Annotated in this window: 20 protein-coding genes; 17 read left to right on the forward strand and 3 right to left on the reverse strand. The window is 70.7% G+C overall.

What is annotated here, in order from left to right:
* Positions 1 to 92 precede the first annotated feature (92 nt).
* From pdxH to FHU36_RS33870, 5 genes are all read left to right on the forward strand, one after another.
* Entirely contained in the window at positions 93 to 746 is a 654-nt protein-coding gene (gene pdxH / locus FHU36_RS33850; RefSeq protein WP_185088153.1) for a pyridoxamine 5'-phosphate oxidase, read from the forward strand.
* A gap of 10 nt (positions 747 to 756) precedes the next feature.
* A complete protein-coding gene (locus FHU36_RS33855) occupies positions 757 to 1992 on the forward strand; it encodes an MFS transporter (RefSeq protein WP_185088154.1) in 1236 nt (411 codons plus the stop codon).
* A 198-nt stretch (positions 1993 to 2190) separates the two neighbouring features.
* Positions 2191 to 2895 (forward strand): iron-dependent transcriptional repressor DtxR, encoded by a 705-nt coding sequence (locus FHU36_RS33860; protein WP_185088155.1) that lies wholly within the window; start codon positions 2191 to 2193, stop codon positions 2893 to 2895.
* A 126-nt stretch (positions 2896 to 3021) separates the two neighbouring features.
* Positions 3022 to 5244 (forward strand): ATP-binding SpoIIE family protein phosphatase, encoded by a 2223-nt coding sequence (locus tag FHU36_RS33865; protein WP_185088156.1) that lies wholly within the window; start codon positions 3022 to 3024, stop codon positions 5242 to 5244.
* A gap of 17 nt (positions 5245 to 5261) precedes the next feature.
* The gene (locus FHU36_RS33870; protein ID WP_185088157.1) at positions 5262 to 6038 is read left to right on the forward strand and encodes an alpha/beta fold hydrolase; all 777 of its coding nucleotides are present in this window, start codon (positions 5262 to 5264) and stop codon (positions 6036 to 6038) included.
* A gap of 2 nt (positions 6039 to 6040) precedes the next feature.
* Here FHU36_RS33870 and FHU36_RS33875 read toward each other — a convergent pair whose 3' ends face one another.
* Together FHU36_RS33875 and FHU36_RS33880 are read right to left on the reverse strand one after the other, a co-directional pair.
* Positions 6041 to 6202 (reverse strand): hypothetical protein, encoded by a 162-nt coding sequence (locus FHU36_RS33875; protein WP_185088158.1) that lies wholly within the window; start codon positions 6200 to 6202, stop codon positions 6041 to 6043.
* Between the two features lie 41 nt (positions 6203 to 6243).
* Positions 6244 to 7389 (reverse strand): acyl-CoA dehydrogenase family protein, encoded by a 1146-nt coding sequence (locus FHU36_RS33880; protein ID WP_185088159.1) that lies wholly within the window; start codon positions 7387 to 7389, stop codon positions 6244 to 6246.
* Positions 7390 to 7556: 167 nt separating this feature from the next.
* Here FHU36_RS33880 and FHU36_RS33885 point away from each other — a divergent pair, with 167 nt between their 5' ends.
* The 7 genes from FHU36_RS33885 to FHU36_RS33915 all read left to right on the forward strand — a co-directional run bounded on the left by FHU36_RS33885 (position 7557) and on the right by FHU36_RS33915 (position 14915).
* Positions 7557 to 8921, forward strand: coding sequence for an LPXTG cell wall anchor domain-containing protein (locus FHU36_RS33885; protein WP_185088160.1), 1365 nt, complete (start codon positions 7557 to 7559; stop codon positions 8919 to 8921).
* Entirely contained in the window at positions 8918 to 9772 is an 855-nt protein-coding gene (locus FHU36_RS33890) for a class F sortase (protein WP_185088161.1), read from the forward strand. Before FHU36_RS33885 ends, FHU36_RS33890 begins: the two co-directional genes overlap by 4 nt.
* A 340-nt stretch (positions 9773 to 10112) precedes the next feature.
* Positions 10113 to 11225, forward strand: a complete 1113-nt coding sequence (locus FHU36_RS33895; RefSeq protein ID WP_185088162.1) for a hypothetical protein — start codon at positions 10113 to 10115, stop codon at positions 11223 to 11225.
* Positions 11226 to 11231: 6 nt separating this feature from the next.
* A complete protein-coding gene (locus FHU36_RS33900; protein WP_185088163.1) occupies positions 11232 to 11981 on the forward strand; it encodes a class F sortase in 750 nt (249 codons plus the stop codon).
* A gap of 24 nt (positions 11982 to 12005) precedes the next feature.
* Positions 12006 to 12674 carry a hypothetical protein gene (locus tag FHU36_RS33905; RefSeq protein WP_185088164.1) on the forward strand — a complete coding sequence of 223 codons (669 nt, stop codon included), beginning with the start codon at positions 12006 to 12008 and terminating at the stop codon, positions 12672 to 12674.
* Between the two features lie 53 nt (positions 12675 to 12727).
* Entirely contained in the window at positions 12728 to 13873 is a 1146-nt protein-coding gene (locus FHU36_RS33910; RefSeq protein ID WP_185088165.1) for an acetyl-CoA C-acetyltransferase, read from the forward strand.
* A gap of 499 nt (positions 13874 to 14372) precedes the next feature.
* Positions 14373 to 14915, forward strand: coding sequence for an RNA 2'-phosphotransferase (locus tag FHU36_RS33915; RefSeq protein ID WP_185088166.1), 543 nt, complete (start codon positions 14373 to 14375; stop codon positions 14913 to 14915).
* Here the strand turns inward: FHU36_RS33915 and FHU36_RS33920 are convergent.
* On the reverse strand, positions 14912 to 15379 hold the full coding sequence (locus FHU36_RS33920; RefSeq protein ID WP_185088167.1) for an Lrp/AsnC family transcriptional regulator: 468 nt from the start codon (positions 15377 to 15379) through the stop codon (positions 14912 to 14914). The two genes, FHU36_RS33915 and FHU36_RS33920, sit on opposite strands and share 4 nt — an antisense overlap.
* A gap of 80 nt (positions 15380 to 15459) precedes the next feature.
* Here FHU36_RS33920 and FHU36_RS33925 point away from each other — a divergent pair, with 80 nt between their 5' ends.
* From FHU36_RS33925 to FHU36_RS33945, 5 genes are all read left to right on the forward strand, one after another.
* Entirely contained in the window at positions 15460 to 16728 is a 1269-nt protein-coding gene (locus FHU36_RS33925) for an APC family permease (protein ID WP_185088168.1), read from the forward strand.
* Between the two features lie 101 nt (positions 16729 to 16829).
* A complete protein-coding gene (locus FHU36_RS33930; protein ID WP_185088169.1) occupies positions 16830 to 18692 on the forward strand; it encodes an acyl-CoA dehydrogenase family protein in 1863 nt (620 codons plus the stop codon).
* A gap of 199 nt (positions 18693 to 18891) precedes the next feature.
* Positions 18892 to 20163: an extracellular solute-binding protein gene (locus tag FHU36_RS33935; protein ID WP_312892029.1), complete on the forward strand. Its 1272-nt coding sequence runs from the start codon at positions 18892 to 18894 to the stop codon at positions 20161 to 20163.
* A gap of 70 nt (positions 20164 to 20233) precedes the next feature.
* A complete protein-coding gene (locus FHU36_RS33940; protein ID WP_246503037.1) occupies positions 20234 to 21118 on the forward strand; it encodes a carbohydrate ABC transporter permease in 885 nt (294 codons plus the stop codon).
* Positions 21118 to 22005, forward strand: a complete 888-nt coding sequence (locus FHU36_RS33945; RefSeq protein WP_246503133.1) for a carbohydrate ABC transporter permease — start codon at positions 21118 to 21120, stop codon at positions 22003 to 22005. The genes FHU36_RS33940 and FHU36_RS33945 overlap by 1 nt, the downstream gene beginning before the upstream one ends.
* Positions 22006 to 22030 lie beyond the last annotated feature (25 nt).

Raw genomic sequence — 22030 nt, forward strand, 5'->3', positions numbered from 1 at the left:
CATGCTCGGTCTCCGGACCCATCGAAACTCCATCGCCGCAGGTGGGGGGTGGTGTGGGGGGTCAGGCGCCGGGCGCGCAAGAATACCGTCTCGTGGATGCAACCTCGCGGCCGCCCTCGCTGGCGGGACTCCGCCGCACGTACGAGGGCGAGCCGCTGCTCGAAACCGGCGTGGCGGCCGATCCCGTCACGCAATTCAGCCTCTGGTTCCAGGAGGCGCTCGACGCGGGCCTGCCCGAGCCGAACGCCATGGTGCTGGCCACCGCCTCGGCGGGCGGCCGGCCGAGTGCCAGGACCGTCCTGCTCAAGGGTTACGACGAGTCCGGCTTCGTCTTCTACACCAACTTCGAGTCGCGCAAGGGCCGTGACCTCGCCGAGAACCCGCGGGCCTCGCTGCTGTTCCCGTGGCACCCGATCCGGCGCCAGGTGCGGGTCGAGGGCTCGGTCGTGCGGCTCCCGCACGAGGAGTCGGCCGCCTACTTCGCCTCCCGGCCGTACGGGTCGCAGATCGGGGCCTGGGCGTCGCGACAGTCGGCGGTGGTGCGCTCGCGGGAGGAGCTGGACGCCCGCTACGAGGACCTGGCCGCCCGCTGGCCGGAGGAGCCGCCGGTGCCCGACTTCTGGGGCGGGTTCCGGGTGGTGCCGTCGGAGATGGAGTTCTGGCAGGGCCAGCTCGACCGGATGCACGACCGGCTCCGCTACCGGCGAACCTCGACCGGCTGGGCTTTGGAGAGGCTTGCCCCATAACGTGCCTCAAGTGGCAATCGGGGAACTCGTCAAACGTCATCTGTTAGACACCAGGCCGCTGGCCGTGCCCGCCTACCGGCGCCTGTGGGTGGGCCAGGCCGTCTCGGGAGTCGGCCTCGCGGTGAGCGTGGTGGCCGTCAGCCAGCAGGTGTGGGAGCTCACCCATTCCTCCCTCTGGGTGGGCCTGCTCGGGCTGGCCAACCTGCTCCCGCTGGTGGTGTTCGGGCTGTGGGGCGGAGCGGTAGCCGACGCCGTGGACCGGCGCAGGCTGCTGATCGTCGGCTCGGCCATCGCCTGGTCCAGCACCGTCCTCCTGGTGGCGCAGGCCCTGCTCGACCTGGACAACGTCTACGTGCTGCTCGGCGCGGTCGCCCTGGGCGCCACCGGCTACGCGATCAGCACACCGACCCGGGGCGCGGTCATCCCGCGCCTCCTCCCTCCCGAACTGGTGCCGGCCGCCAACGCCCTCAACTCGCTGGTCTACAGCATGGGCGCCATCGTCGGCCCGATGGTCGGCGGCGTCATGCTGGCCCTGTCCGGGTTCGCCGCGGCGTACGCGCTCGACGCCCTGCTGTTCGGCGCCGGCCTGTACGCCGCGCTGCGGCTGCCCTCGCTGCCGCCCCTCGGCGAGGTCTCCCGGCCCGGCGTCAGAGCGGTCTTCGAGGGGCTGCGGCACATCCTCGGCAGTCCCGTCCTGCTCATGTCGTTCGTCGTCGACATCATCGCCATGGTGTTCGCCCTGCCCCGAGCCCTGTTCCCCGAGCTGACGGCCGAGCGCTTCGGCGGCTCCACGATCGCCCTCGGCTGGCTGAACTCCGGCATGGCGATCGGCTCGGTCGCCGGGGCGCTGTTCTCCGGCTGGGTCGGGCGGATCAGGCGGCAGGGGATCGCGCTCGTCATGGTCATCGCCGTGTGGGGCCTGGCCGTGGCCGCCGCCGGGCTCGTGCACGAGCTGTGGCTGGTGGTGGCGTTCATGGCGGTCGGCGGGGCGGCCGACGTGGTGTCCTCGGTGTGGCGGCAGTCGATCCTGCAGCTCCACGCGCCCGACGAGATGCGCGGGCGGATGCAGGGGGTCTTCATGGTGGTGGTCGCCGGCGGGCCCCGCCTCGGCGACCTGCGGGCCGGGGCGATGGCCGCCACGTTCGGGATGACGGCGGCGTGGGTGGGCGGCGGCCTGGCCTGCGCCGCCGCCGTGGCGGCCGTCGGGCTGTCGGTGGCCCGCTTCAGGAACTACCGCTCCGGTTAGCGGGCCCGCGGACCGCCGCGGCGTGGCGCAGCGCGTCGAGGTCGAGGCGGCCGGGAAGGAATGGGGAGGCTCCGTTGTTGCCGTCCTTTGCCATCGCAGGTCTGTCTGCAAGTAGGGTTTGTGCCTTTACTTCTGTGCCCGGGGCGGACGGGCTCAGTCCCTGCCTTGACCGGCGTAACATTGCAGTTGGGAGGAGCCTTGACCGCACACGGCCTGATCGACACGACGGAGATGTATCTCCGGACGATTTACGAGCTCGAGGAGGAGGGCATCGTCCCCCTCCGGGCGCGCATCGCCGAGCGCCTGCAGCAGAGCGGCCCCACCGTGAGCCAGACCGTGGCCCGCATGGAGCGCGACGGTCTGGTGCGGGTCGAGGGCGACCGGCACCTGTCGATGACCGAGTTGGGGCGCACTCTCGCCACCCGGGTGATGCGCAAGCACCGCCTCGCGGAGTGCCTGCTGACCCAGGTCATCGGGCTGCCGTGGGAGGAGGTTCACATCGAGGCCTGCCGGTGGGAGCACGTGATGTCCGACTCGGTGGAGTCGCGGCTGGTGACGCTGCTCGGCAACCCCACGGCCTGCCCGCACGGCAACCCCATCCCAGGGCTGGCCGAGCTGGGCGCCCAGGAGTCCGGCGACCTCGGTGAGGTGCTGCTGGCGTCCATGTCCGAGCTGGCGGGTCCGCGGGACACACCAGTAGTCGTGCGACGAATTAGCGAACAAGTGCAAAGCGATCCCGCTGTGATGCTTAAACTCAAGCAAGTTGGGATACAACCCGGACGCGAGGTCACGCTCGCGGCGAGCGACGACGGTGTGCGGGTGACAGGTGACGGTGACGCGAACGACACTCCCGCGGAGCTTCCGCGTGACGTTGCCGCGCACGTTTTCGTCTCCAAGCGCTGACGCGCGCGCTGCTGCTTGGTTGAATCCCTTGCGGGAGACCCTCCACTCCCCTCCGGTCAAGACTGTTGCAGGAGCGCCCGTGTTTCGCTGCTTTGCGCACATGCCTCCACGAGGAGTGGACTCCGGATGAAGCGTTGGGGGGATCTGTCCGAGGACGCGGTCGACCATCTGGCCGCCTCCTCCGTGCTCGATCATGCCGAGATGGCCGTCGTCGTGACGGACCGCTTCAGCAACCTCCTCTACTGGAATCCCTTCGCCGAGAAGCTGTTCGGCCGTCCCGGTGCCTCGTCCCGCGACGCGTCGGCGCTCTCCCTGGGGTTCATGGAGAAGGACCACCCGCTGGCCGTCGAGCTCTCCAGGCACGTGCTCAAGGGCGGCGTGTGGGAGGGCACCTTCGACGTCAGGCGGGCCGACGGCACCATCGTCTACGTCCGCGCGCAGGCCGTGCCGCTGCGTCACACCTCCGGCTCGGTGACCGGCATCGTCATCACCGCCCGTGAGGCGCTGCGCAGCAACGAGCGCGAGAAGGACCGCTTCGGGCTGCTCGAGCGCATCGGCGAGCGGCTGGCCGGCTCCCTGTACGTCGAGGAGACGCTCAAGCGCGTCGCCGAGATGCTCGTCCCGCAGTTCGCCGACCACTGCTTCATCGAGCTGATGGAGGGCGACCGGCTGGTGCGCAGGGTGTCGCAGCACGTGCAGGGCTGGACCCCGCCACCGGGCACCTGGAAGCCGGTCGGCGCCGAGATCCGCTACCCCCACGGCCACTACGCCGACATCGCGATGCGCCGCCAGGAGACGATCCTCGTCGAGGACTTCGCCGCCAGCAGCTTCCCCGCGCCCAGCGACGACAGCGCCAAGCTCTGCGGCGAGGTCGGCATGACCTCCGCCATCGTCGCCCCGCTCTGCGTGCGCGGCGAGACGCTCGGCCAGCTCTACCTCGGGCTGTCCAACCTCACCGACCGGCGCAGCCCCCACTACGACGCCTTCGACCGCGACTTCGTCGGCGCCATCGCCACCCGGGTCGCGCTCGCCATCGACAACGCGCTGCTGTTCGAGGAGGAGCGCCACACCGCCGAGTCGTTCCAGAAGCACCTGCTGCCGCGGGCGCTGCCGCAGCTCGACGGCCTGCAGATCGCGGTGCGCTACTACCCGGCCGCCCCCCTCGCCTCCCACGGCCAGGGCATCCAGACCCAGGTCGGTGGCGACTGGTACGACGTGATCCCCCTGTCGGCCGGCCGGGTCGGCATCGTCATCGGCGACGTGGAGGGACGCGGCGCCAAGGCCGCGGCCATCATGGGCCAGCTGCGGGCCGCGCTGCGGGCCTTCGCACAGGACGACAAGTCGCCCGCCGACATCCTGGCCAGGCTCGACGAGTGGACGCGCATCATCGCCACGCCCGAGAAGGACGACAGCGGCGCCGACATCAGCGTCCCGCCCATCGTCACCTGCCAGTACCTCGTCTACGACGCCTGGTCACGGACCCTGTCGTTCGCCAACGCCGGCCACGCGCCGCCGTTGCTGCTGGTCGACGGCCAGTGCCTGGAGCTCGACATCGAGGAGGTCGGCCAGCCGCTGGGCGTGCGCGCCAAGGGCCTGCACGCCGACCTCGTCTACAAGGAGGAGACGCGGGTGCTGCCGCCCGGCGCGGCGCTGCTCCTCTACACCGACGGCCTGGTCGACCGGCGTCCCGGCCGCGACGGCCGGATGCCGTCCGACGCCGAGACACTGGGCGTGCTGCGCGACAAGCTCGCCAAGGTGGCCGACGCCGAGGTGGAGCGGGTCGCCGAGGCCGCCACGGTCGCGGTGCCCGGCGAGATCGACGACGACATGGCCATCCTGGTGGTCCGCTCCAGCACCGACGACCTCGACGTCGAGGAGCGCACCTTCCCCGCCCAGCCGATCATGGTGGGCGAGGCGCGGCGGATGGCGTCCGAGGCCTTCGACGGCTGGAACGTCCCCGAGGAGCGCGCCGAGCTGGCCTGCCTGCTGGTCTCCGAGGTGGTCACCAACGTGGTCCTCCACGCCGCCAGCACCAGCGTGCCCCGGCGGGAGCTGATGATCGACGGGCCGGCGCTGGCCTTCGACGACGAGTCGTGGGACGTGCCCGGCTTCGAGGAGGAAGTGGTCGGCGAGAAGGAGTTCACGCTCCGGCTGCGCCGGGGCGAGGAGGCGGTCTGGGTCGAGGTCTTCGACCAGGACCTGCGTCTGCCCCGCATCCGCAGCGCCGGCGAGAACGACGAGGGCGGCCGCGGCCTCTACCTGGTCGACCAGCTCGCCCGGCGCTGGGGCTCGCGACCTACCAGGGAAGGCAAAGCCGTCTGGTTCGAGATTCCCACGCGCAGCCGCTGAGTGGTTAGCTCGACGCCATGGAGCTGGCCTTCGAGCGGCGCGGCACGGGTCCGCCGCTCATCCTCATGCACGGCATCGGTCACCACTGGCAGGCGTGGCTGCCGGTCATGGACCGTCTCGCCGCCTCCCGCACCGTGATCGCGGTGGACCTGCCCGGGTTCGGGGTCTCGCCCCCGCTGCCGCCGGGCACGCCCTACACGGCGGAGTCGCTCGCCGATGCCGTCGAGTCGTTCTGCACGCTGATAGGGGTGCGCGAGCCGCACGTCGCCGGCAACTCGCTCGGCGGCTACCTCGCGCTGGAGCTGGCCTCGCGCGGCGTCGTCCGGACGGCCACGGCGCTGTCCCCGGCGGGCTTCTGGTCACGGGCGGAGCTGGCCTACTGCCAGGCGGCGCTGCGCGCCCTGCGGGCCGCGGCCGCCGCCATCCCGCCGCAGTGGCTCGTGCGCGCGGCCGAGGACCCGGTCGGGCGGGCGATGCTGGCCGGTCTGGTGGTCGCCCACCCCTCCAGGCTCTCGCCGACGGCCCTGGTGGCCGGCTCGCAGGCGCTGGCCCGGGCGCCGGGGTTCGACGCGACGCTGGCCACGTTCACCGGCCTGATGCCGCCCGGGCCGCCCAAGGTGCCGGTCACCGTGGCCTGGGGCGAGCACGACCGGCTGCTGCGGCGCCGCCAGGCCGTACGCGCGGCGCGATGGTCGGGGCAGCGGGTGAAGCTGCTGAAGGGCTGCGGCCACGTGCCGATGAGCGACGACCCGGATCTGGTGGCCAGGGTGCTGCTGGAGGGCAGCACCGACTGAGGTCAGGCGTAGGTCTGTCCCCAGAGCAGCAGCATGACGATGACGAAGACGATCACCACTCCGAGGTAGCCGACGGGTCCGAGGCGCAGCGCGCGGCGCACGCGGTTGAGACCCCAGGCGAAGAGCAACGCCAGGAACACCAGAAGGATCAGCCCGCCGTCCATGGTGTTCAGTATGCGCTCTTGGACGGCGGGCCGCGCCGGTTCTAGAAGCCGAACGACCGGCCGATGATCTCCTTCATGATCTCGGTGGTGCCGCCGTAGATCGTCTGGACGCGGCTGTCCACCCAGGCCTTGGCCACCGGGTACTCCAGCATGTAGCCGTAGCCGCCGTGCAACTGCAGGCAGCGGTCGATGACCTTGGTCTGCAGTTCGGTGGTCCACCACTTGGCCTTGGCCGCGTCCACCGCGGTCAGCTCGCCGGCGTTCAGGGCGAGGATGCACCTGTCGACGTACTGGCGGGCGATGTCGGTCTCGGTGACCAGCTCCGCCAGGACGAACCGGGTGTTCTGGAACGAGCCGATCGAGCGGCCGAACGCCTGCCGGCTCTTGCAGTACGCGATGGTCTGCTCCAGCACCGTCTCGGCCGCCGCCACCGCCCCGACCGCGATCGACAGGCGCTCCTGCGGCAGGTTGCGCATGAGCTGGAAGAAGCCCTCGCCCTCGGCCGGGCCGAGCCGGTTGGCGACCGGCACACGGACGTTGTCGAAGAACAGTTCGGCCGTGTCCTGCGCCTTCATCCCGATCTTGTCCAGGTTTCGGCCGCGGCCGAAGCCCTCCATCCCGCGCTCCACCGCCAGCAACGTGACGCCCCGCGCCCCCGCCTCCGGGTCGGTCTTGGCCACCACGATGACGAGGTCGGCGTTGATGCCGTTCGTGATGAACGTCTTCTGCCCGTTGAGCACGTAGTGGTCGCCCTCGCGGACCGCCGTGGCCCTGACGCCCTGCAGGTCGCTGCCCGCCCCGGGCTCGGTCATGGCGATGGCGGTGATCAGCTCGCCGCTGACGAAGCCGGGCAGCCAGCGCTGCTTCTGCTCCTCGTCGGTCAGCTCGACGACGTACGGCGCCATGACGTCGTTGTGCAGCGAGAACCCGAGTCCGGTCGCGCCGTGCCTGATGATCTCCTCCAGGATCACGGTGTTGTACCGGAAGTCCGTGATGCCCGCCCCGCCGTACTCCTCGGGCACCCCGAACCCGAACATCCCGATCTCGCCGGCCTTCTTCCAGACCTCGCGCGGGACGATGCCGTCCTTCTCCCAGCGCTCGTGATGGGGCACGACCTCACGCGCCATGAACTCGCGCACGGTCTCCTGGAAGAGCAGGTGCTCCTCGTCGAAGAGGTCTCGCCTCATCGTCGCCTCCTAGCGGGTGTGCTGGGGGACAGAATACGATTCTGGTCGCTGGAGGTACACCCGGTTCGGCGGGCGGACACGGCTTCATCACAAGTCTCGGACACGGGCCGGTCGGGGACGGTATCGACTCTAAGATCTACTTTCGGTCTATGTGATCGGAGTATCCGGTGAATCGGTGGCGCAAGGCGTTGATCGCCGCATCGGTCGGAATGGCCGCATCCGCCGCGTTCGTTGCGACATCCGCCCCCGGCCAGGCCCAAGCCTCGCTGATCGCCAAGTACCTCTGCACGGGCGGAGTCGCCGGGGCGCCTGGCGTCGAGGTGGAGGCCGTAGTCACGCCTCGCCTGGAGGCTGGCGGCATGCTCGACGTCAACTGGGCACTTCGGTATGCAGGCCACAGGCAGTTCGGCTCGCCCGGCTTCTTCGCCAAGGGCTCCACGCTCAACCTGGAGGGCGTGGTCGACATCACCGGTGCCTGGAACGGTCAGCTCAGGCCCAAGGGGTTCAAGGACCAGCCCGAGCTCCTACCGGGCGACTTCCTCGACCTTCCTGAGGGACTGTCCGACGCTGGGTCGGTGCGGCGTCCGGGCACCATCCGCGTCCGGCCGAGCGACCTGTTCGTCAGGTTCAAGCCCGCCAAGGGCGAGGTCATGGTCAACGACAACAACGCGGCCGTCACGTACTCGGCAGGCTGGACCTCCGGCGGTACGGCGGAGGAGTTCGGCGACCATCTCTATGACCTGCATGAGACCAGCCAGAAGGACGCGAGCGCCAAGCTGTCGTTCACCGGCACCCAGGTCGCCTACATCAGCAGGCGCGAGCGGGACCTCGGCCCCATCCGCGTCCTGCTGGACGGCAACGCTGTTACGGACCCGCTGGTCGAGCCGGGTAAGGACAGGAATGGCATCCCGATGACCGGCACCAGTGCCAAGGAAGTGCTCTGGAAGTCGCCCGTGCTGAAGTATGGCCCCCACACGATCGAGATCGTCAACGTCGAGGCCGAGAAGGCCTACATGGACGCGTTCCAGGTGACGACCGGAGAGATCGGCGAGCCCCCGACGCACAACGAGGCCACCTGCAAGCTTCAGGGTGACCCGGGCGCCATCGAGCTGACCGTGCCCGGCAACAGCCCGTCGCCGACCCCGACCCTGACCCCGACGAAGAGTCCCACCCCGACCTACACGCCGACCCACACCCCGACCCACACCGGTGGGACGACGCCTCCGGCCGGGCCCACGAACTCCTACAACCCCGGCCCCGGTGAGAACGTCGGCGTCGTGTCCGTCAGCCCCAGGCCGACCCGGACCACCACCGTGACGGCGACCCCCAAGTCGACCAGAACCACGTACGTCAAGGCGCAGGTGGCCAAGACCCCCAAGGGGGGAGTCGACACCGGTGAGGCGCCGGAGACCGGCGGCGCCGGCTCGTACGGGCTGATCGCGGGCGGTTCGATGCTGCTGATGGGAAGCGCCACCGGCGGGCTGCTGCTGCGACGGCGCCGCGCCACGCATGCGGGAGGAGCGCAGCGATGACCGAGCACGAACCGGCCGCCACCCCGGCCCCCACCTCCGGCCCCACCTCGACCCCGGCTCCCGCCTCGGCAGAGGAGCGATCGCCGATGAGCCGGGCGCTGCCCGGCCTGCTGATCGCCGGGTCGCTGGGCGGCGTGGGCGCCATCATGGTGGGACTGCTGTCGATGGCGCCCCCCGTTGACGACGGCTCGGGCCCGCCGCAGGTGGTCGCCCAGGCCGAGCCGAGCACCGTCCAGATCCAGAACGCCGGCGCGTTCGTCCTCGCTCCGACGGTCGGCCCCGGCGGCAAGAACGCGCCCCTCACCCCCGCCCGGCTCGAAGCCCCGCCGCCCCTGGCCGCGGCGCCGATCGTGGCCGCGATCCCGCCGGTCAAGACGACGACGGCCAAGACGAAGCCGAAGCCGATCCGGATCAAGATCCCCAAGATCAAGGTGAACGCCTCGATCGGGACCGTCACGCTCGACCGCAAGGGCAGCCTGACCACGCCGCCCCTGTCCAAGCCCAACCTCACGGGCTGGTACCGCTACTCGCCGCTGCCCGGCGAGAAGGGCCCCTCGGTGATCAACGGCCACGTGAGCACCCGCAAGGGCGCCGCCGTGTTCCAGCGCCTGCGCGAACTGGCCAAGGGCGACCACATCTACGTGTACCGGTCGGACAAGAAGGTCACGCGCTTCACGGTGAGCGGGATCGAGCAGGTCAGCAAGTCGACGTTCCCGACCAAGCGCGTGTACGGCAACACGAACGACGCCCAGCTCCGGCTGATCACCTGCGGCGGGATCTACAACAAGCAGGCGCACAGCTACACGGACAACATCATCGTGTACGCCACGCTGTCCAAGAAGAAGGGCTGATCTGGGGGGTTGGTCCCTGTTTTGTCATTTACAGGAGATTTACAGACACAATTCGTAAGATCTCTACCTGACTGTGACCCTTGGCTGCCAGGCTGGTACGCCAGTTGAACCTGTGGTGAAACGGAGAAGGACAGTGCTGACGTCCCAGGCGCGGCGCCGCCGCCTCGCCCTCAAGACATCCGCCTTGGGCCTGACGGGCGCACTGGTCTTCTCCGCAGGTACGGTGTTGGCCCTGGCCTCGCCCGCCTCGGCTGCGGTGGTGGTGGACAAGACCCTGAACATCGTTTACTCCTGCTCTGGCGGGCCGTTCACCAACACCTCTCTTACGGTCCCTGTCATTGTGCCGGACACAGCCAGCGGCACATTCGACGTCAAGTGGAGCCTTCCCCCGCTGACGTTGCGCCAGGTGCCGACCGCCGTCACGCAGGTCAAGGTCGCCGGCAAGCTCCTAGTGACCGGTGGGACGCACGCAGACCTGGACAAGCCCGGGGCGAACGTCACCGCGAACAACACGTCCGTGCCCTCCGCCCAGGTGACGAGCACGGTTACCGTGACGGCCACCACCGGCGGCAAGGTCACCGTCAAGCCGTCAACCGAGGCCAGCAGTCTGAGGCTGAGCCTGGCCAACGCCACGTCCACCACTGACGCGACCCTGTGCACCACAACCAGCACCGAGAGTGTGGAAGTCACAGTCGGGCAGGGCAACGGCACCGGCACCGGTACCGACATCCTCAGCTACGTGTGCCGTCCCGGCACCACGAGCTCGACGGATCCGGAAGCCAACGTCGACATCAAGGTCCTGCTCACCATGCCGACCACCGCGAGGGCCAACGAGGACGCGTCCATCACGTGGGCGAGCACCATCCAGACCACCGGCGACCAGTTGAAGGCTCCGGCCGCCGGGCTCCCCACCGGCAGCAAGCTCTTCGCGACCGTCAAGGCCACTGGAGGGGGCGCGCCGGCCACGGCGACCGGCGAGGTGGCGATGAGCGCCACCACCGCCGGGCAGGCCATCACGACCCTTCCCAACGTCACCGTCAAGCTCAAGCCCACCACCACGGGCACCGTCACGGTGACACCGGGCGACCTGGCCATCGGGACCTCGGCCACCTCGCCGGCCATCAAGTGCACCGCGCCCACCTCGGGCCTGAAGACCTACACGCTGACCGTCAGCGCCGCCACGGCCTCGCCGTCTCCCACGCCGACCCCCACTCCCACCCCGACGCCGACCCCCACCAAGACCACGCCGCGGCCGACCCGGACCAAGACGGAGATCGTGACCGTGAGCCCCACGAAGCGGGCGTCCAAGACGCCGAAGGCCGGGGCCGACACCGGGGGTGGCGGGGACATCGGGCCCGATGGGCGGATGTTCGTGCTCGCCGGGTCGCTGCTGATCATCGCCGCCGGTGCCGGTGGGCTGGTCATGCGCCGGCGTGGGATCTCCCGGAGTTGATGCGGCGTGGCGCCTCAGTATCCCCACGGAGGCACGCCCGGTGACCAGGGTGGCAGGGCGCTCCGGCTGGTGCTGGTCCTGGCGGCCGTCGCCGGCGTGGTGACCGTGGTGGCCGGGCTGCTGATCGTGCTCGGCTCGCCCGAGGAGTACGGGCTGGCCTCGCGGCGCGACGCCCTGGCGGTGGACGCGCAGCCCGACGGGCGGGCGACGGGGCAGCCGGAGCAGGCCATGTTCCAGGCGGCCCCCACGGTGCCGCCGCCGCTGCCGCAGATCGACCCGGCGCCGGCGATGCTGCCCTCCACCCCGGTACGCATCGTGATCAAGAAGCTGGGCATCAACGCGCCGATCAAGTCGGTGGGGCTGGCCAAGGACGGCACGATCCAGGTGCCGCCGCCGAACGACCCCAACCTCACCGGCTGGTACCGCCACATGTCCACCCCGGGCGAGGCCGGCCCGGCGGTGCTGCTGGGGCACAAGGACACCCGGACACGCAGCGCCGTCTTCACCCGCCTGCACGAGATCCGCCACGGCGACCAGATCGAGGTCAAGCGCCAGGACGGGACGACGGCGGTGTTCACCGTCGGAGGCGTGGAGCAGGCGAGCAAGAAGACCTTCCCCACCCAGCGCGTCTACGGGCAGCAGGCCAACGCCCAGTTGCACCTCATCACGTGCGGTGGCACGTACGACCGCACGATCGGTCACTACACCGATAACATCATCGTCTACGCGACGATGACGGGCTCCTATCGAAGCTGATCTCGGAGGCGCGCAATGGGCTGGATGGCGAAGCGGAGACTGCGTACTGGCCCCACGGCGGCGTTGCCGGCCAGGCCGGGCCAGGCGGACCTGCTGCGGATCGTGCGGCTGGCCGATCCCGGCGCCCGCGCGGACGGTGACGACATCGTCGCCGTGGACGTGCGGGTGCACGCGCCGGTCGAGGCCGGGCCCGACCTGGTCGGCGGCGAGCTGGAGGAGGTCTGGGCGGTCCGGGTGGCGGCCGAGGGGCCGTTGCCGTTCGACTTCTTCGACCGCTACCTCGCCGAGGGGATCGCCTCCCGGCTGGGCGGGCTGGCCGTGTGCCGGGGCGAGGTGAGCGACCCCGCCGACGACGAGGGCGGCGGACCGGCGGTGATCCTGCCGGTGCGGCCCGAGGCCGACGAGCTGGTGTCGCTGCTGGAGCGCGAGGGCGAGGTCGAGCCTGAGGAGGAAGGCTTCGCCTACACGGTCGACGGGCTGCGGGTCCTGGTCGTGCCGCAGAAGGGCAGTCCGCCGGCCGCGCAGGAGCTGCTGCCGTTCGCGACCGAGCTGACCGCGGTCGAGCTGCGCGGCGAGGACCGCGAACGGCTGGACGCGCTCGCGCTGCGGCTGGCCGAGGGGCTCAACGGCCTGGTGGTCGATCGGTGGCGGTTCCGGGTGGACGCCGCGGAGGACGTCCTCCCGCCCGCCTGACAAAACGGGTAGTCTCCTCAGTAACCGAATAATGCTCGGTTTCAGGAGGCACCGTGGCAGAGGCGTACATCGTCGGGGCGGTCCGCACCCCGGTCGGCAAGAAGAAGGGCGGCCTGTCGGCCGTCCACCCCACTGATCTGGCCGCCCACACGCTCAAGGAGCTGATCGACCGCACCGGCGTCGACCCCGCGGCGGTCGAGGACGTCATCATGGGCTGCGTCATGCAGTTCGGCCCCCAGAGCATGGACATCGCGCGCAACGCGTGGCTGTCGGCGGGCCTGCCGGAGACGACCGCGGGCGTCACGATCGACCGGCAGTGCGGCTCCTCGCAGCAGTCGATCCACTTCGCGGCGCAGGGCGTCCTGTCCGGCACCCAGGACCTCGTCGTGGCGGCCGGCGTCGAGTCGATGAGCATCGTGCCCATGGGCTCGTCGATCACCGCCGCCCTGGAGAAGGGCCTGCCGTTCCCGTTCGGCGACAAGTGGGTCGAACGGTACGGCAAGCAGGAGATCTCCCAGTTCCGCGGCGCGGAGCTGATGTGCCAGAAGTGGGGCCTGACGCGCGACGAGCTGGAGCGCTACGCGTTCGAGTCGCACCAGCGCGCCGCCAAGGCCGTCGCGAACGGCTACTTCAAGGACCAGATCACGCCCGTGAACGGCGTCGAGGACGACGAGGGCCCGCGCCCCGACACGACGCTGGAGAAGATGGCCGGGCTCAAGACCCTCAAGGAGGACGGCCAGATCACCGCGGCCACGTCCTCGCAGATCTCCGACGGCTCGGGCGCCGTGCTGATCGCCTCCGAGCGGGCGGTGCGCGAGCACGGCCTGACCCCGCGCGCCCGGATCCACCAGCTCGCCCTCATGGGCGACGACCCGGTGTACATGCTGACGGCGCCGATCCCGGCCACGCGCAGGGCCCTGGAGAAGGCGGGCCTGGCGATGGACGACATCGACGTGACGGAGATCAACGAGGCGTTCGCCCCGGTGCCGATGGCGTGGATCAAGGAGCTGGGCGCCGACCCGGCCCGGGTCAACCCCAACGGCGGCGCCATCGCCCTCGGCCACCCGCTGGGCGCCACCGGCGCGATCCTCATGACGAAGCTGCTGCACGAGCTGGAGCGCACCGGCGGGCGTTACGGCCTGCAGACGATGTGCGAGGGCGGCGGTCAGGCGAACGTCACCATCATCGAGCGGCTCTGACCCGCTCCCGTCACGGCGCCCCGTCCCTCGCGTGAACGAGGGACGGGGCGCCGTGCCGTCGTGCGGGGGCCCATGGCGTATGGGGGCCGCGCGCCGCACACACCACCATCCTCGGCAGTGGTCTAGCGCCCCTTGGGCGGGATGCGCCGCGGCGGGGCGATCGGCCGCTGCGGCATCGTGGGAATCTGTCGTGGGACCGGCCTCGCCGGGCGTCCCGGCACCCCGGGGACGTTCTTCTTGGATCCGTTGGATACGCGTACTCGCATGAGAAAGCTCCTTTACGTGACTCGCGACGCGGCCACGGGCCGGTCGGCAAGCACAGCTGCCGCGTCTGGGTGAAAGGCGGGCGGGCGTGGTCACCGCCCCGCGGTCGGGCTGGCTGTGAGGCCGGGCTGAACGGGTCAGCCCCGGCGCATTACAGGTAAAGGCGCATGTCCACGACAGTACGGATCACCGGGGGGCGGCGCAACCGATTATTCGGCCGCTATCTTCCGGGGGTATGGACGATCAGCGACTGGTGCGCGTCTCGAAGTACCTGTCCAGACACCTGCGGCACGATCCCGGCCGCATCGGCGTCGAGCTCGACCCGCACGGCTGGGTCGAGGTCGACACGCTGCTGGCGGCCGCGGCCGCGCACGGGTTCGCCCTCACGCGGCGCGAGCTGGAGCTGGCCGTGGCCGGCAACGACAAGCAGCGGTTCACGCTGGAGGACGGCCGGATCCGTGCGAACCAGGGCCATTCGGTGCCGGTCGACCTCGACCTGCCGGTGGCCGTGCCGCCGCCGTACCTCTACCACGGCACCGTGGCCCGGCACCTGGCCGCGATCCGCGCCGAGGGGCTCCGGCCGATGCGGCGCCATCACGTGCACCTCTCGCCCGACCGCGCGACGGCCACCCGGGTCGGGGCGCGCCGGGGACGGCCGGTCGTGCTGGCGGTGGACGCGGGGACGATGCACGCCGCCGGGCACGCGTTCCGGGTCAGCGTCAACGGGGTGTGGCTGGTGGACGCCGTGCCGGTGGCCCATCTCCGCTTCCCCGGCTAGTCCTCCGGGTCGGGCAGGCGGGCCGGGGCGGTGTTGTGGACCTGCTGGAAGATGACCGAGGTGCGGAAGCCGGCGATCTCGCGGCGCTTGCTCAGCCGGTCCAGCAGGAAGGCGTGCAGGTGGTCGAGGTCCTGGACCGCGACGTGCAGCAGGAAGTCGTCGCCGCCCGCCAGGACGAACACGCTCAGCACCTCGGGCAGCTCGGCCGCCGACTGTTTGAACGTGTCGATGACGGCCCGGCTGAGCGGCCGGACCTGCACCGAGACGAGGGCCTGGACGCTCCGGTTCAGCGCCGCCGGGTCGATGTCGGCGTGGTAGCCGCGGATCACCCCGCGCCGGGTGAGGGCGCGGACGCGTTCGAGGCAGGTCGAGGGGGCGATGCCCAGCCTGCGGGCCAGCTCGCGGTTGGACTGCCGGGCATCCGTTTGGAGAAGCCGGACGATCTCCGAATCAAGTTCATCCATGACGGGATTCTCCCCGCGTTTCTGGATGAACGTTCGGTGGAGCCATGTTACGGACGTACGGATGGCTAGTTTCAGGCGGTATGACGGAACACAGGCTTGGTGCGGGACAGGGCACCGCGTTGCTGCTCGGCGCGGTGCTCGGGCCCGGGATGCTCGTGCTGCCCCAGCTCGCCGCGGCCGCGGCGGGGCCGGCCTCGGTGCTGGCGTGGGCGGCTCTGCTGGTGCTCAGCGTGCCGGTGGCGATGACGTTCGCGGCGCTCGGCGTCCGCTATCCCGGCGGCGGGGGGGTGGCGGGCTTCGCCGGGCTGGCGTTCGGGCGGCGCGCGTCGGCGGTGGTCGGCTGGTGGTTCTACGGGTCGGTGCCCGTGGGCGTCGTGGCGGGCGCGCTCGTCGGCGGCCGGTACGTCGAGGCGGCTCTCGGCGTGGACGACGCCGTGGCGGCGGCCTTCCTGCTGGCCGCGGCGTTCGCGGCGAACGCCGCGGGGCTGCGCACGTCGGGACGGTTGCAGGCCGGTCTGGTCGTCCTGCTGGTGGCTCTGCTGGCCGTCGCCGTGGTCACCGCCGCGCCGCATGCCGAAGCCGCCGGTTTCACCCCGTTCGCCCCCAACGGCGCGGCGGGCGTGGCGAGCGCGGCCGGCGTGCTGCTGTTCGCCTTCGTCGGCTGGGAGGCGGCCAGCCACCTGTCGGCCGAGTTCGCGGGCGGCCGGCGCGGCCTGCTGCGCGCCACGGCGGTGACGCTGGTCGTGATCAGCGTGCTGTACCTGGGCGTGGCCGTCACCACGGTCGGCGTGCTGGGCGAGCGGGCGGGAGCGACGGCCGTGCCGCTCACCGCGCTGCTGGAGACGGGGTTCGGCGCCGCCGCGCGGCCGGTCACCGGTGTGGTGGCGGTGCTGCTGACGTTCGGCGCGGTCAACGCCTACATCGCCGGGGCCGCCCGCCTCGGCGCCGCGCTGGCCGGGGACGGCGCGCTGCCGGGCTGGTTCGCCAGGGGCGGCGGCCCAGGCGGGGAGCCGCTGCGCAGCCTGGGGCTGGTGGCGGTGCTCAGCGTGGTCGTGCTGGCCGCGGCGGTCGCCGCTCCCATGCTCGGCCTCGCCGTGGATCTCGACGCGCTCATGCGGGTCACCTCGGCGGCCCTGGCCGCCGTCACGGTCGCGGGCACGGCGGCGGCGGCCCGGCTGCTGCCCCGGGGCCGGTGGCGGGCGACGGCGCTGGCGGCCGGTGTCCTGTCCTGCGTCGCGCTGGCCGCCTGCGGCGCCTACCTGGTCGTGCCCGCCGTCCTGGCCCTCGTGGCGCTGGCGGTGACCCGGGCGAACGCCCGCCGGCCGCTGCCCCGCCGGTCGCCGCGTTGATCGCCGTGTTGATCGCCGTGTGACGCTCTCATGGGGTGAGGCCGGGCGATCGCCGGGTACACAGGGATCGCCGGGGGGCGTAACGTCGGCGGGAGGATGCCATGAGCGAGTACGCCAAGGCAAGAGAGCTCGGTGAGCAGGCGCGTGAGAAGGAGTGGACGCGGCCGAGCTTCGCACGACAGCTGTTCCTGGGTGACTTCCGGCTGGACCTGGTGCATCCGGCGCCCGTGCCCGGTGAGGAGGCGGCCAAGCGGGGCGAGGACTTCGTCCGCGCGGTGCGCAGGTTCCTCGACGCGCAGGTCGATCCGGCCGAGATCGAGCGGACGGCGCGGGTGCCCGACGGCGTGGTCAAGGGCCTCGCGGAGCTCGGCGCGTTCGGGATCACGATCGGTGCGGAGTACGGCGGCCTCGGCCTGCCCTACCTGTACTATTGCCGCACCCTCATGCTGGTCGGCTCCTACTGCCCGGCGCTGGCCACGCTGCTGTCGGCGCACCAGTCGATCGGGGTGCCGCAGCCGCTGAAGCTGTTCGGCACCGAGGAGCAGAAGCGGGAGTTCCTGCCCCGGTGCGCCCGGGGCGAGATCTCGGCGTTCCTGCTGACCGAGCCCGACGTGGGCTCCGACCCGGCCCGGCTGGCCACCACCGCCGTGCGCGACGGCGACGACTACGTGCTCGACGGCGTCAAGCTGTGGACCACCAACGGGGTGGTGGCCGACCTGCTCGTCGTCATGGCGCGGACCGGGAAGAAGATCAGCGCCTTCGTCGTGGAGGCCGACAGCCCCGGCATCACCGTCAGGCGGCGCAACCAGTTCATGGGCCTGCGCGGCATCGAGAACGGCGTCACCGAGTTCGCCGGGGTGAGGGTCCCGGCGCGCAACCTGATCGGCCGCGAGGGCGAGGGCCTGAAGATCGCCCTGACCACGCTGAACACCGGCCGCCTGGCCCTGCCCGCGACGTGCGCCGGCAACGCCAAGTGGGCGGTGCGGATCGCCCGCGAGTGGGCCAACGCCCGCGTGCAGTGGGGCCGCCGGATCGGCGACCACGAGGCGGTGGCCACCAAGATCGCGTTCATCGCGGCCACGGCCTACGCCCTGGAGGCCGTCTGCGAGCTGACCAGCCGGCTGGCCGACGACCGGCGCAACGACATCAGGATCGAGGCGGCCCTGGCCAAGCTGTACGCCTCGGAGCTCGGCTACCAGGTGCTCGACGAGCTGGTCCAGATCAGGGGCGGCCGGGGCTTCGAGACCGCCGAGTCGCTGGCCGCCCGCGGCGAGCGGGGCGTGCCGGCCGAGCAGATGCTGCGCGACGCGCGGATCAACCGCATCTTCGAGGGATCCTCCGAGATCATGCGCCTGCTCATCACCCGTGAGGCCGTGGACGCCCACCTGTCGGCCGCCGGCGAGCTGATCGACCCGGACGCCTCCCGCCAGGACCGGGCCCGGGCGCTGAGGCGGGCGAGCGCCTTCTACGCCCGGTGGCTGCCCTCGCTGGTGGCGGGCACCGGAAACCTGCCCACCTCGTACGGCGACTTCGGCCCGCTGGCCGGCCACCTGCGCCACGTCGAGCGGACCGGCCGCAAGCTGGCCCGGTCCATCTTCTACGGGATGTCCCGGTGGCAGGGGCGGCTGGAGCACAGGCAGGCGTTCCTCGGCCGGATCGTCGACATCGGGGCGGAGCTGTTCGCGATGACGGCGGTCTGCGTCAAGGCCCGGGAGGACGAGGCGGACCTCGGGCACCGGCCGTACGAGCTGGCCGACACGTTCTGCCGGCAGGCCAGGGGCCGGATCGACGCGCTGTTCGCCCGGCTGTGGGACAACAGCGACACCCAGGACGCGCGGCTGGCCCGCTACGTGCTCGACGGCCGCTACACCTTCGTCGAGGAGGGCGTCCTGGACCCGTCCATCGACGGCCCGTGGGTCGGCGCGCCGGAGGGCGGGGAGAACGTCAGACGCCCGATCCGGTGACCTGTGGTCTAGACCGGCTGACCGACCAGACCGGCAGATGTGTTGCAAAAAAGAGACCAGCCGGTATAGACCGCCCGTTGAACAGGGGCTTACTCTGACGCAAACGCGGCGAGCAGCGGCTCGCGCGTCCCCAGGTCCCTGTGGGCGGCGACTGGTACGGACCAGAAGGCCCGTCCGATGAGAAGGCGGTACGAGTACGGTGAACATCAAGCTTGTGGGCGGCGCCGCCGCGGGCATGGCGGCCATGCTGGTTCTGTCCAGTTGTGGCTCGGGCGACTCCGGCTCCTCCGGCGACCAGAACGCCTCCGGTGGCGGCCAGGTCACGCTGAAGATGGTCGCCGCCGACTACGGCGACGGCCCCGGCAAGCCCAACTCCGGCGAGACCTTCTGGAAGGGCGTCGTGGACGAGTTCCAGGCGGCCAACCCGAACATCAAGGTCGAGGTCCAGGTCATCAACTGGAACGACATCGACAAGCAGGTCGCCACCATGGTGCAGAACGGGCAGGTGCCCGACATCCTGCAGACCGGCGACTACTCCGGCTTCGTCAAGGACGGCCTGCTGCACAAGGTCGACGAGATCCTCTCGCCGAACGTGTCCGGCGACATGCTGGAGAAGTTCGCCGAGTTCGGCAAGGTCGACGGCGCCGCCTACGGCATCCCGTTCGTCTCCTCGGCCCGCGCGCTCTTCTACAACAAGGAGCTGTTCTCCAAGGCCGGCATCGCCGAGCCGCCCAAGACCTGGGACGAGCTCAAGGCCGCCGCCGAGAAGCTGAAGAAGGCCGGCGTCAGCCAGCCGTTCGGCCTGCCGCTCGGCCAGGAGGAGGCGCAGGCCGAGTCGTTCCTGTGGATGCTCGGCAACGGTGGCGGCTACAAGGACGCCTCCGGTAAGTGGGCGATCAACTCGCCGCAGAACGTCGAGACCTTCACCTACGTCAAGGGCCTGGTGGACGCCGGCCTGACCACCCCCAACCCCGGCACCAAGGACCGCAAGACCGTCTGGGAGGACTTCGGCGCCGGCAAGGTCGGCATGGTCAACGGCGGCCCCATGTCCATCCCGATCTTCGACGCGGCCGGGCTGACGGACAAGTACGGCGTCGCCCCGATCCCCGGCAAGGCCGGCCCCCTCGACACCACGCTCGGCGTCATGGACTGGATCATGGCGTTCAACAAGAACGGCCGGGCCGCCGAGATCAAGAAGTTCCTCGACTTCTTCTACACCGGCAACGCCGCGCAGAAGATCAGCGACACCTACAAGCTGCTGCCCGTCACCAAGAGCGGCGTGGAGAAGCTGTCGAGCGACGAGAAGCTCAAGCCGTTCCTCGACGGGCTGCCCAACGCCAGCTTCTACCCGTTCCAGGACCCCAAGTGGGCCGTGGTGAACCCGGCGATCAAGCAGACCATCGGCGGAGCCGTCAAGGAGGACCCGGCGCAGGTCCTCGGTGAGCTCCAGAAGACCGCCGAGAACAGCTGACCCGCACGGGTCCGTACGGCCGGCGCCCCGCGACGCCGGGGGCCGGCCGTACCGTGATGGAAGGTTCCGCATGAGAAGGTTGCGTGCTCTCGAACCGCTCGCCTGGACCGGACCGGCGGTCGTGCTGATCGCGGTCGTCGTGCTCTGGCCGGTCATCGAGATGATCCGCTCCTCGTTCCTCAAGATCAGCCGCTGGGGCGTGGTCCAGGGTTCCAACGGGACGGCCAACTACGCGAAGCTGTTCGACGAGAAGGACTTCGCGGACATCATGGTCCGCAGCGTGATCTGGGTGGTGGCGGTCGTCGCCCTCACCGTGCTGATCTCCCTGGCGCTGGCCCAGCTGTTCAACCAGCACTTCCCGGGCCGCAGGTACGCCCGCTGGGCGCTGATCGCGCCGTGGGCGGCCTCGGTGCTGATGACGGCGATCATCTTCAAGTGGATGCTCGACCCCGAGGTCGGCGTGATCAACCAGATCCGGCTGAAGCTCGGTCTCATCGACGCGCTCGGCGGCGCCTCGGCCGACCAGCTCGGCGACGCCTCGACGGCCATGCCGTGGCTGGTGTTCGTCGCGGTCTTCGTGTCGGTGCCGTTCACCACGTACGCGCTGCTCGCCGGGCTCGCCACCATCCCCTCGGACGTCTACGAGGCGGCCAGGATGGACGGCGCCTCGCGGCTGCGCACGTACTGGTCGATCACGCTGCCGCTGCTGCGCCCCGCGCTGACCGTCGCCGCGCTGATCAACGTGATGAACGTCTTCAACAGCTTCCCGATCATCTGGGCGATGACGCACGGGCAGCCCGGCTACTCCACGGCCACCTCGACGATCTTCATGTTCATCCTCAAGAACCGCGACATCGGCGAGTCCGCCGCGATGTCGGTGGTCAACTTCGCCATGGTGCTGGTGCTGACCGCGGTCTTCCTCAAGGTGTCCCGCTGGAACAAGGAGGTGGCGTGATGGCCGTCACGACCGCGCCCCCGACCACCTCGCCCCGTCACCACGCGCGCCCCGGGCCGCCCGCGGGCAGGCGGATGCCCGGCCTCAAGACGGTCGTCGTCGCGGCGGCCGCCTACCTGATCGCGTTCGTCTTCCTCTTCCCCTACCTGGTGATGCTGCTGACCTCGCTGCGTCCCCAGGACACGCTGCGCGAGGCCACGTTCCTGCCGTCGGAGTGGGAGTGGTCCAACCTGGCCAACTTCTGGACCAGCGGCCTGGCGGGCAACCTCATGGTGACGCTGAAGGTGGCGGCCGGCTCGACGATCCTGGTGCTCCTGGTGGCGCTGCCTGCGGCCTACTACTCGGCCAGGCACGACTTCAGGGGGCGCACGGCGTTCCTGATCCTCGTGCTGATCACCCAGATGTTCCAGCCGACGGCCATGCTGGTCGGCATCTACCGGGAGTTCTACCAGTTCGGGCTGGTCGACTCCATCTGGTCGCTGATCCTCGTCAACGGCGGGTTCAACCTGGCGTTCGCCGTGTGGATCCTCAACGCGTACTTCTCCTCCATCCCGCGAGAGCTGGAGGAGGCCGCGTTCATCGACGGCAACGGCCGCTTCGGCGCGCTGTTCCGCGTCACGCTGCCGCTGGCCATGCCCGGCGTCATCACGGCGCTGATCTTCACGTTCATCGCCGCCTGGAACGAGTTCGTGGTGGCACTCACCCTCACCACCACGCCCGCCAACCAGCCGCTGACCGTGGCGCTCAACTCGTTCATCGGGCAGTACCAGGTGGACTGGCAGAACCTGTTCGCCGGGTCCGTGATCGCCACCATCCCGGTGATCCTCCTCTTCGCCCTCATCGAGCGGAAGGTGGTCGGCGGCCTCACCGCCGGGTCCATCAAGTAGCACCCTCGACGCGACGGCCGGCCCC

It is taken from the genome of Nonomuraea muscovyensis (assembly GCF_014207745.1).
Taxonomy (GTDB): Bacteria; Actinomycetota; Actinomycetes; order Streptosporangiales; family Streptosporangiaceae; genus Nonomuraea; species Nonomuraea muscovyensis.

Bases quoted from the DNA above. Each gene is read 5' to 3' on its own strand.
- FHU36_RS33875 (WP_185088158.1), bottom strand. From the start codon at position 6,202: ATGGACGGCGGGCTGATCCTTCTGGTGTTCCTGGCGTTGCTCTTCGCC.
- FHU36_RS33930 (WP_185088169.1), top strand. From the start codon at position 16,830: ATGAGCGAGTACGCCAAGGCAAGAGAGCTCGGTGAGCAGGCGCGTGAG.
- FHU36_RS33890 (WP_185088161.1), top strand. From the start codon at position 8,918: ATGACCGAGCACGAACCGGCCGCCACCCCGGCCCCCACCTCCGGCCCC.
- FHU36_RS33870 (WP_185088157.1), top strand. From the start codon at position 5,262: ATGGAGCTGGCCTTCGAGCGGCGCGGCACGGGTCCGCCGCTCATCCTC.
- FHU36_RS33920 (WP_185088167.1), bottom strand. From the start codon at position 15,379: ATGGATGAACTTGATTCGGAGATCGTCCGGCTTCTCCAAACGGATGCC.
- FHU36_RS33880 (WP_185088159.1), bottom strand. From the start codon at position 7,389: ATGAGGCGAGACCTCTTCGACGAGGAGCACCTGCTCTTCCAGGAGACC.
- FHU36_RS33865 (WP_185088156.1), top strand. From the start codon at position 3,022: ATGAAGCGTTGGGGGGATCTGTCCGAGGACGCGGTCGACCATCTGGCC.
- FHU36_RS33945 (WP_246503133.1), top strand. From the start codon at position 21,118: ATGGCCGTCACGACCGCGCCCCCGACCACCTCGCCCCGTCACCACGCG.
- FHU36_RS33915 (WP_185088166.1), top strand. From the start codon at position 14,373: ATGGACGATCAGCGACTGGTGCGCGTCTCGAAGTACCTGTCCAGACAC.
- FHU36_RS33940 (WP_246503037.1), top strand. From the start codon at position 20,234: ATGAGAAGGTTGCGTGCTCTCGAACCGCTCGCCTGGACCGGACCGGCG.
- FHU36_RS33905 (WP_185088164.1), top strand. From the start codon at position 12,006: ATGGCGAAGCGGAGACTGCGTACTGGCCCCACGGCGGCGTTGCCGGCC.
- FHU36_RS33925 (WP_185088168.1), top strand. From the start codon at position 15,460: ATGACGGAACACAGGCTTGGTGCGGGACAGGGCACCGCGTTGCTGCTC.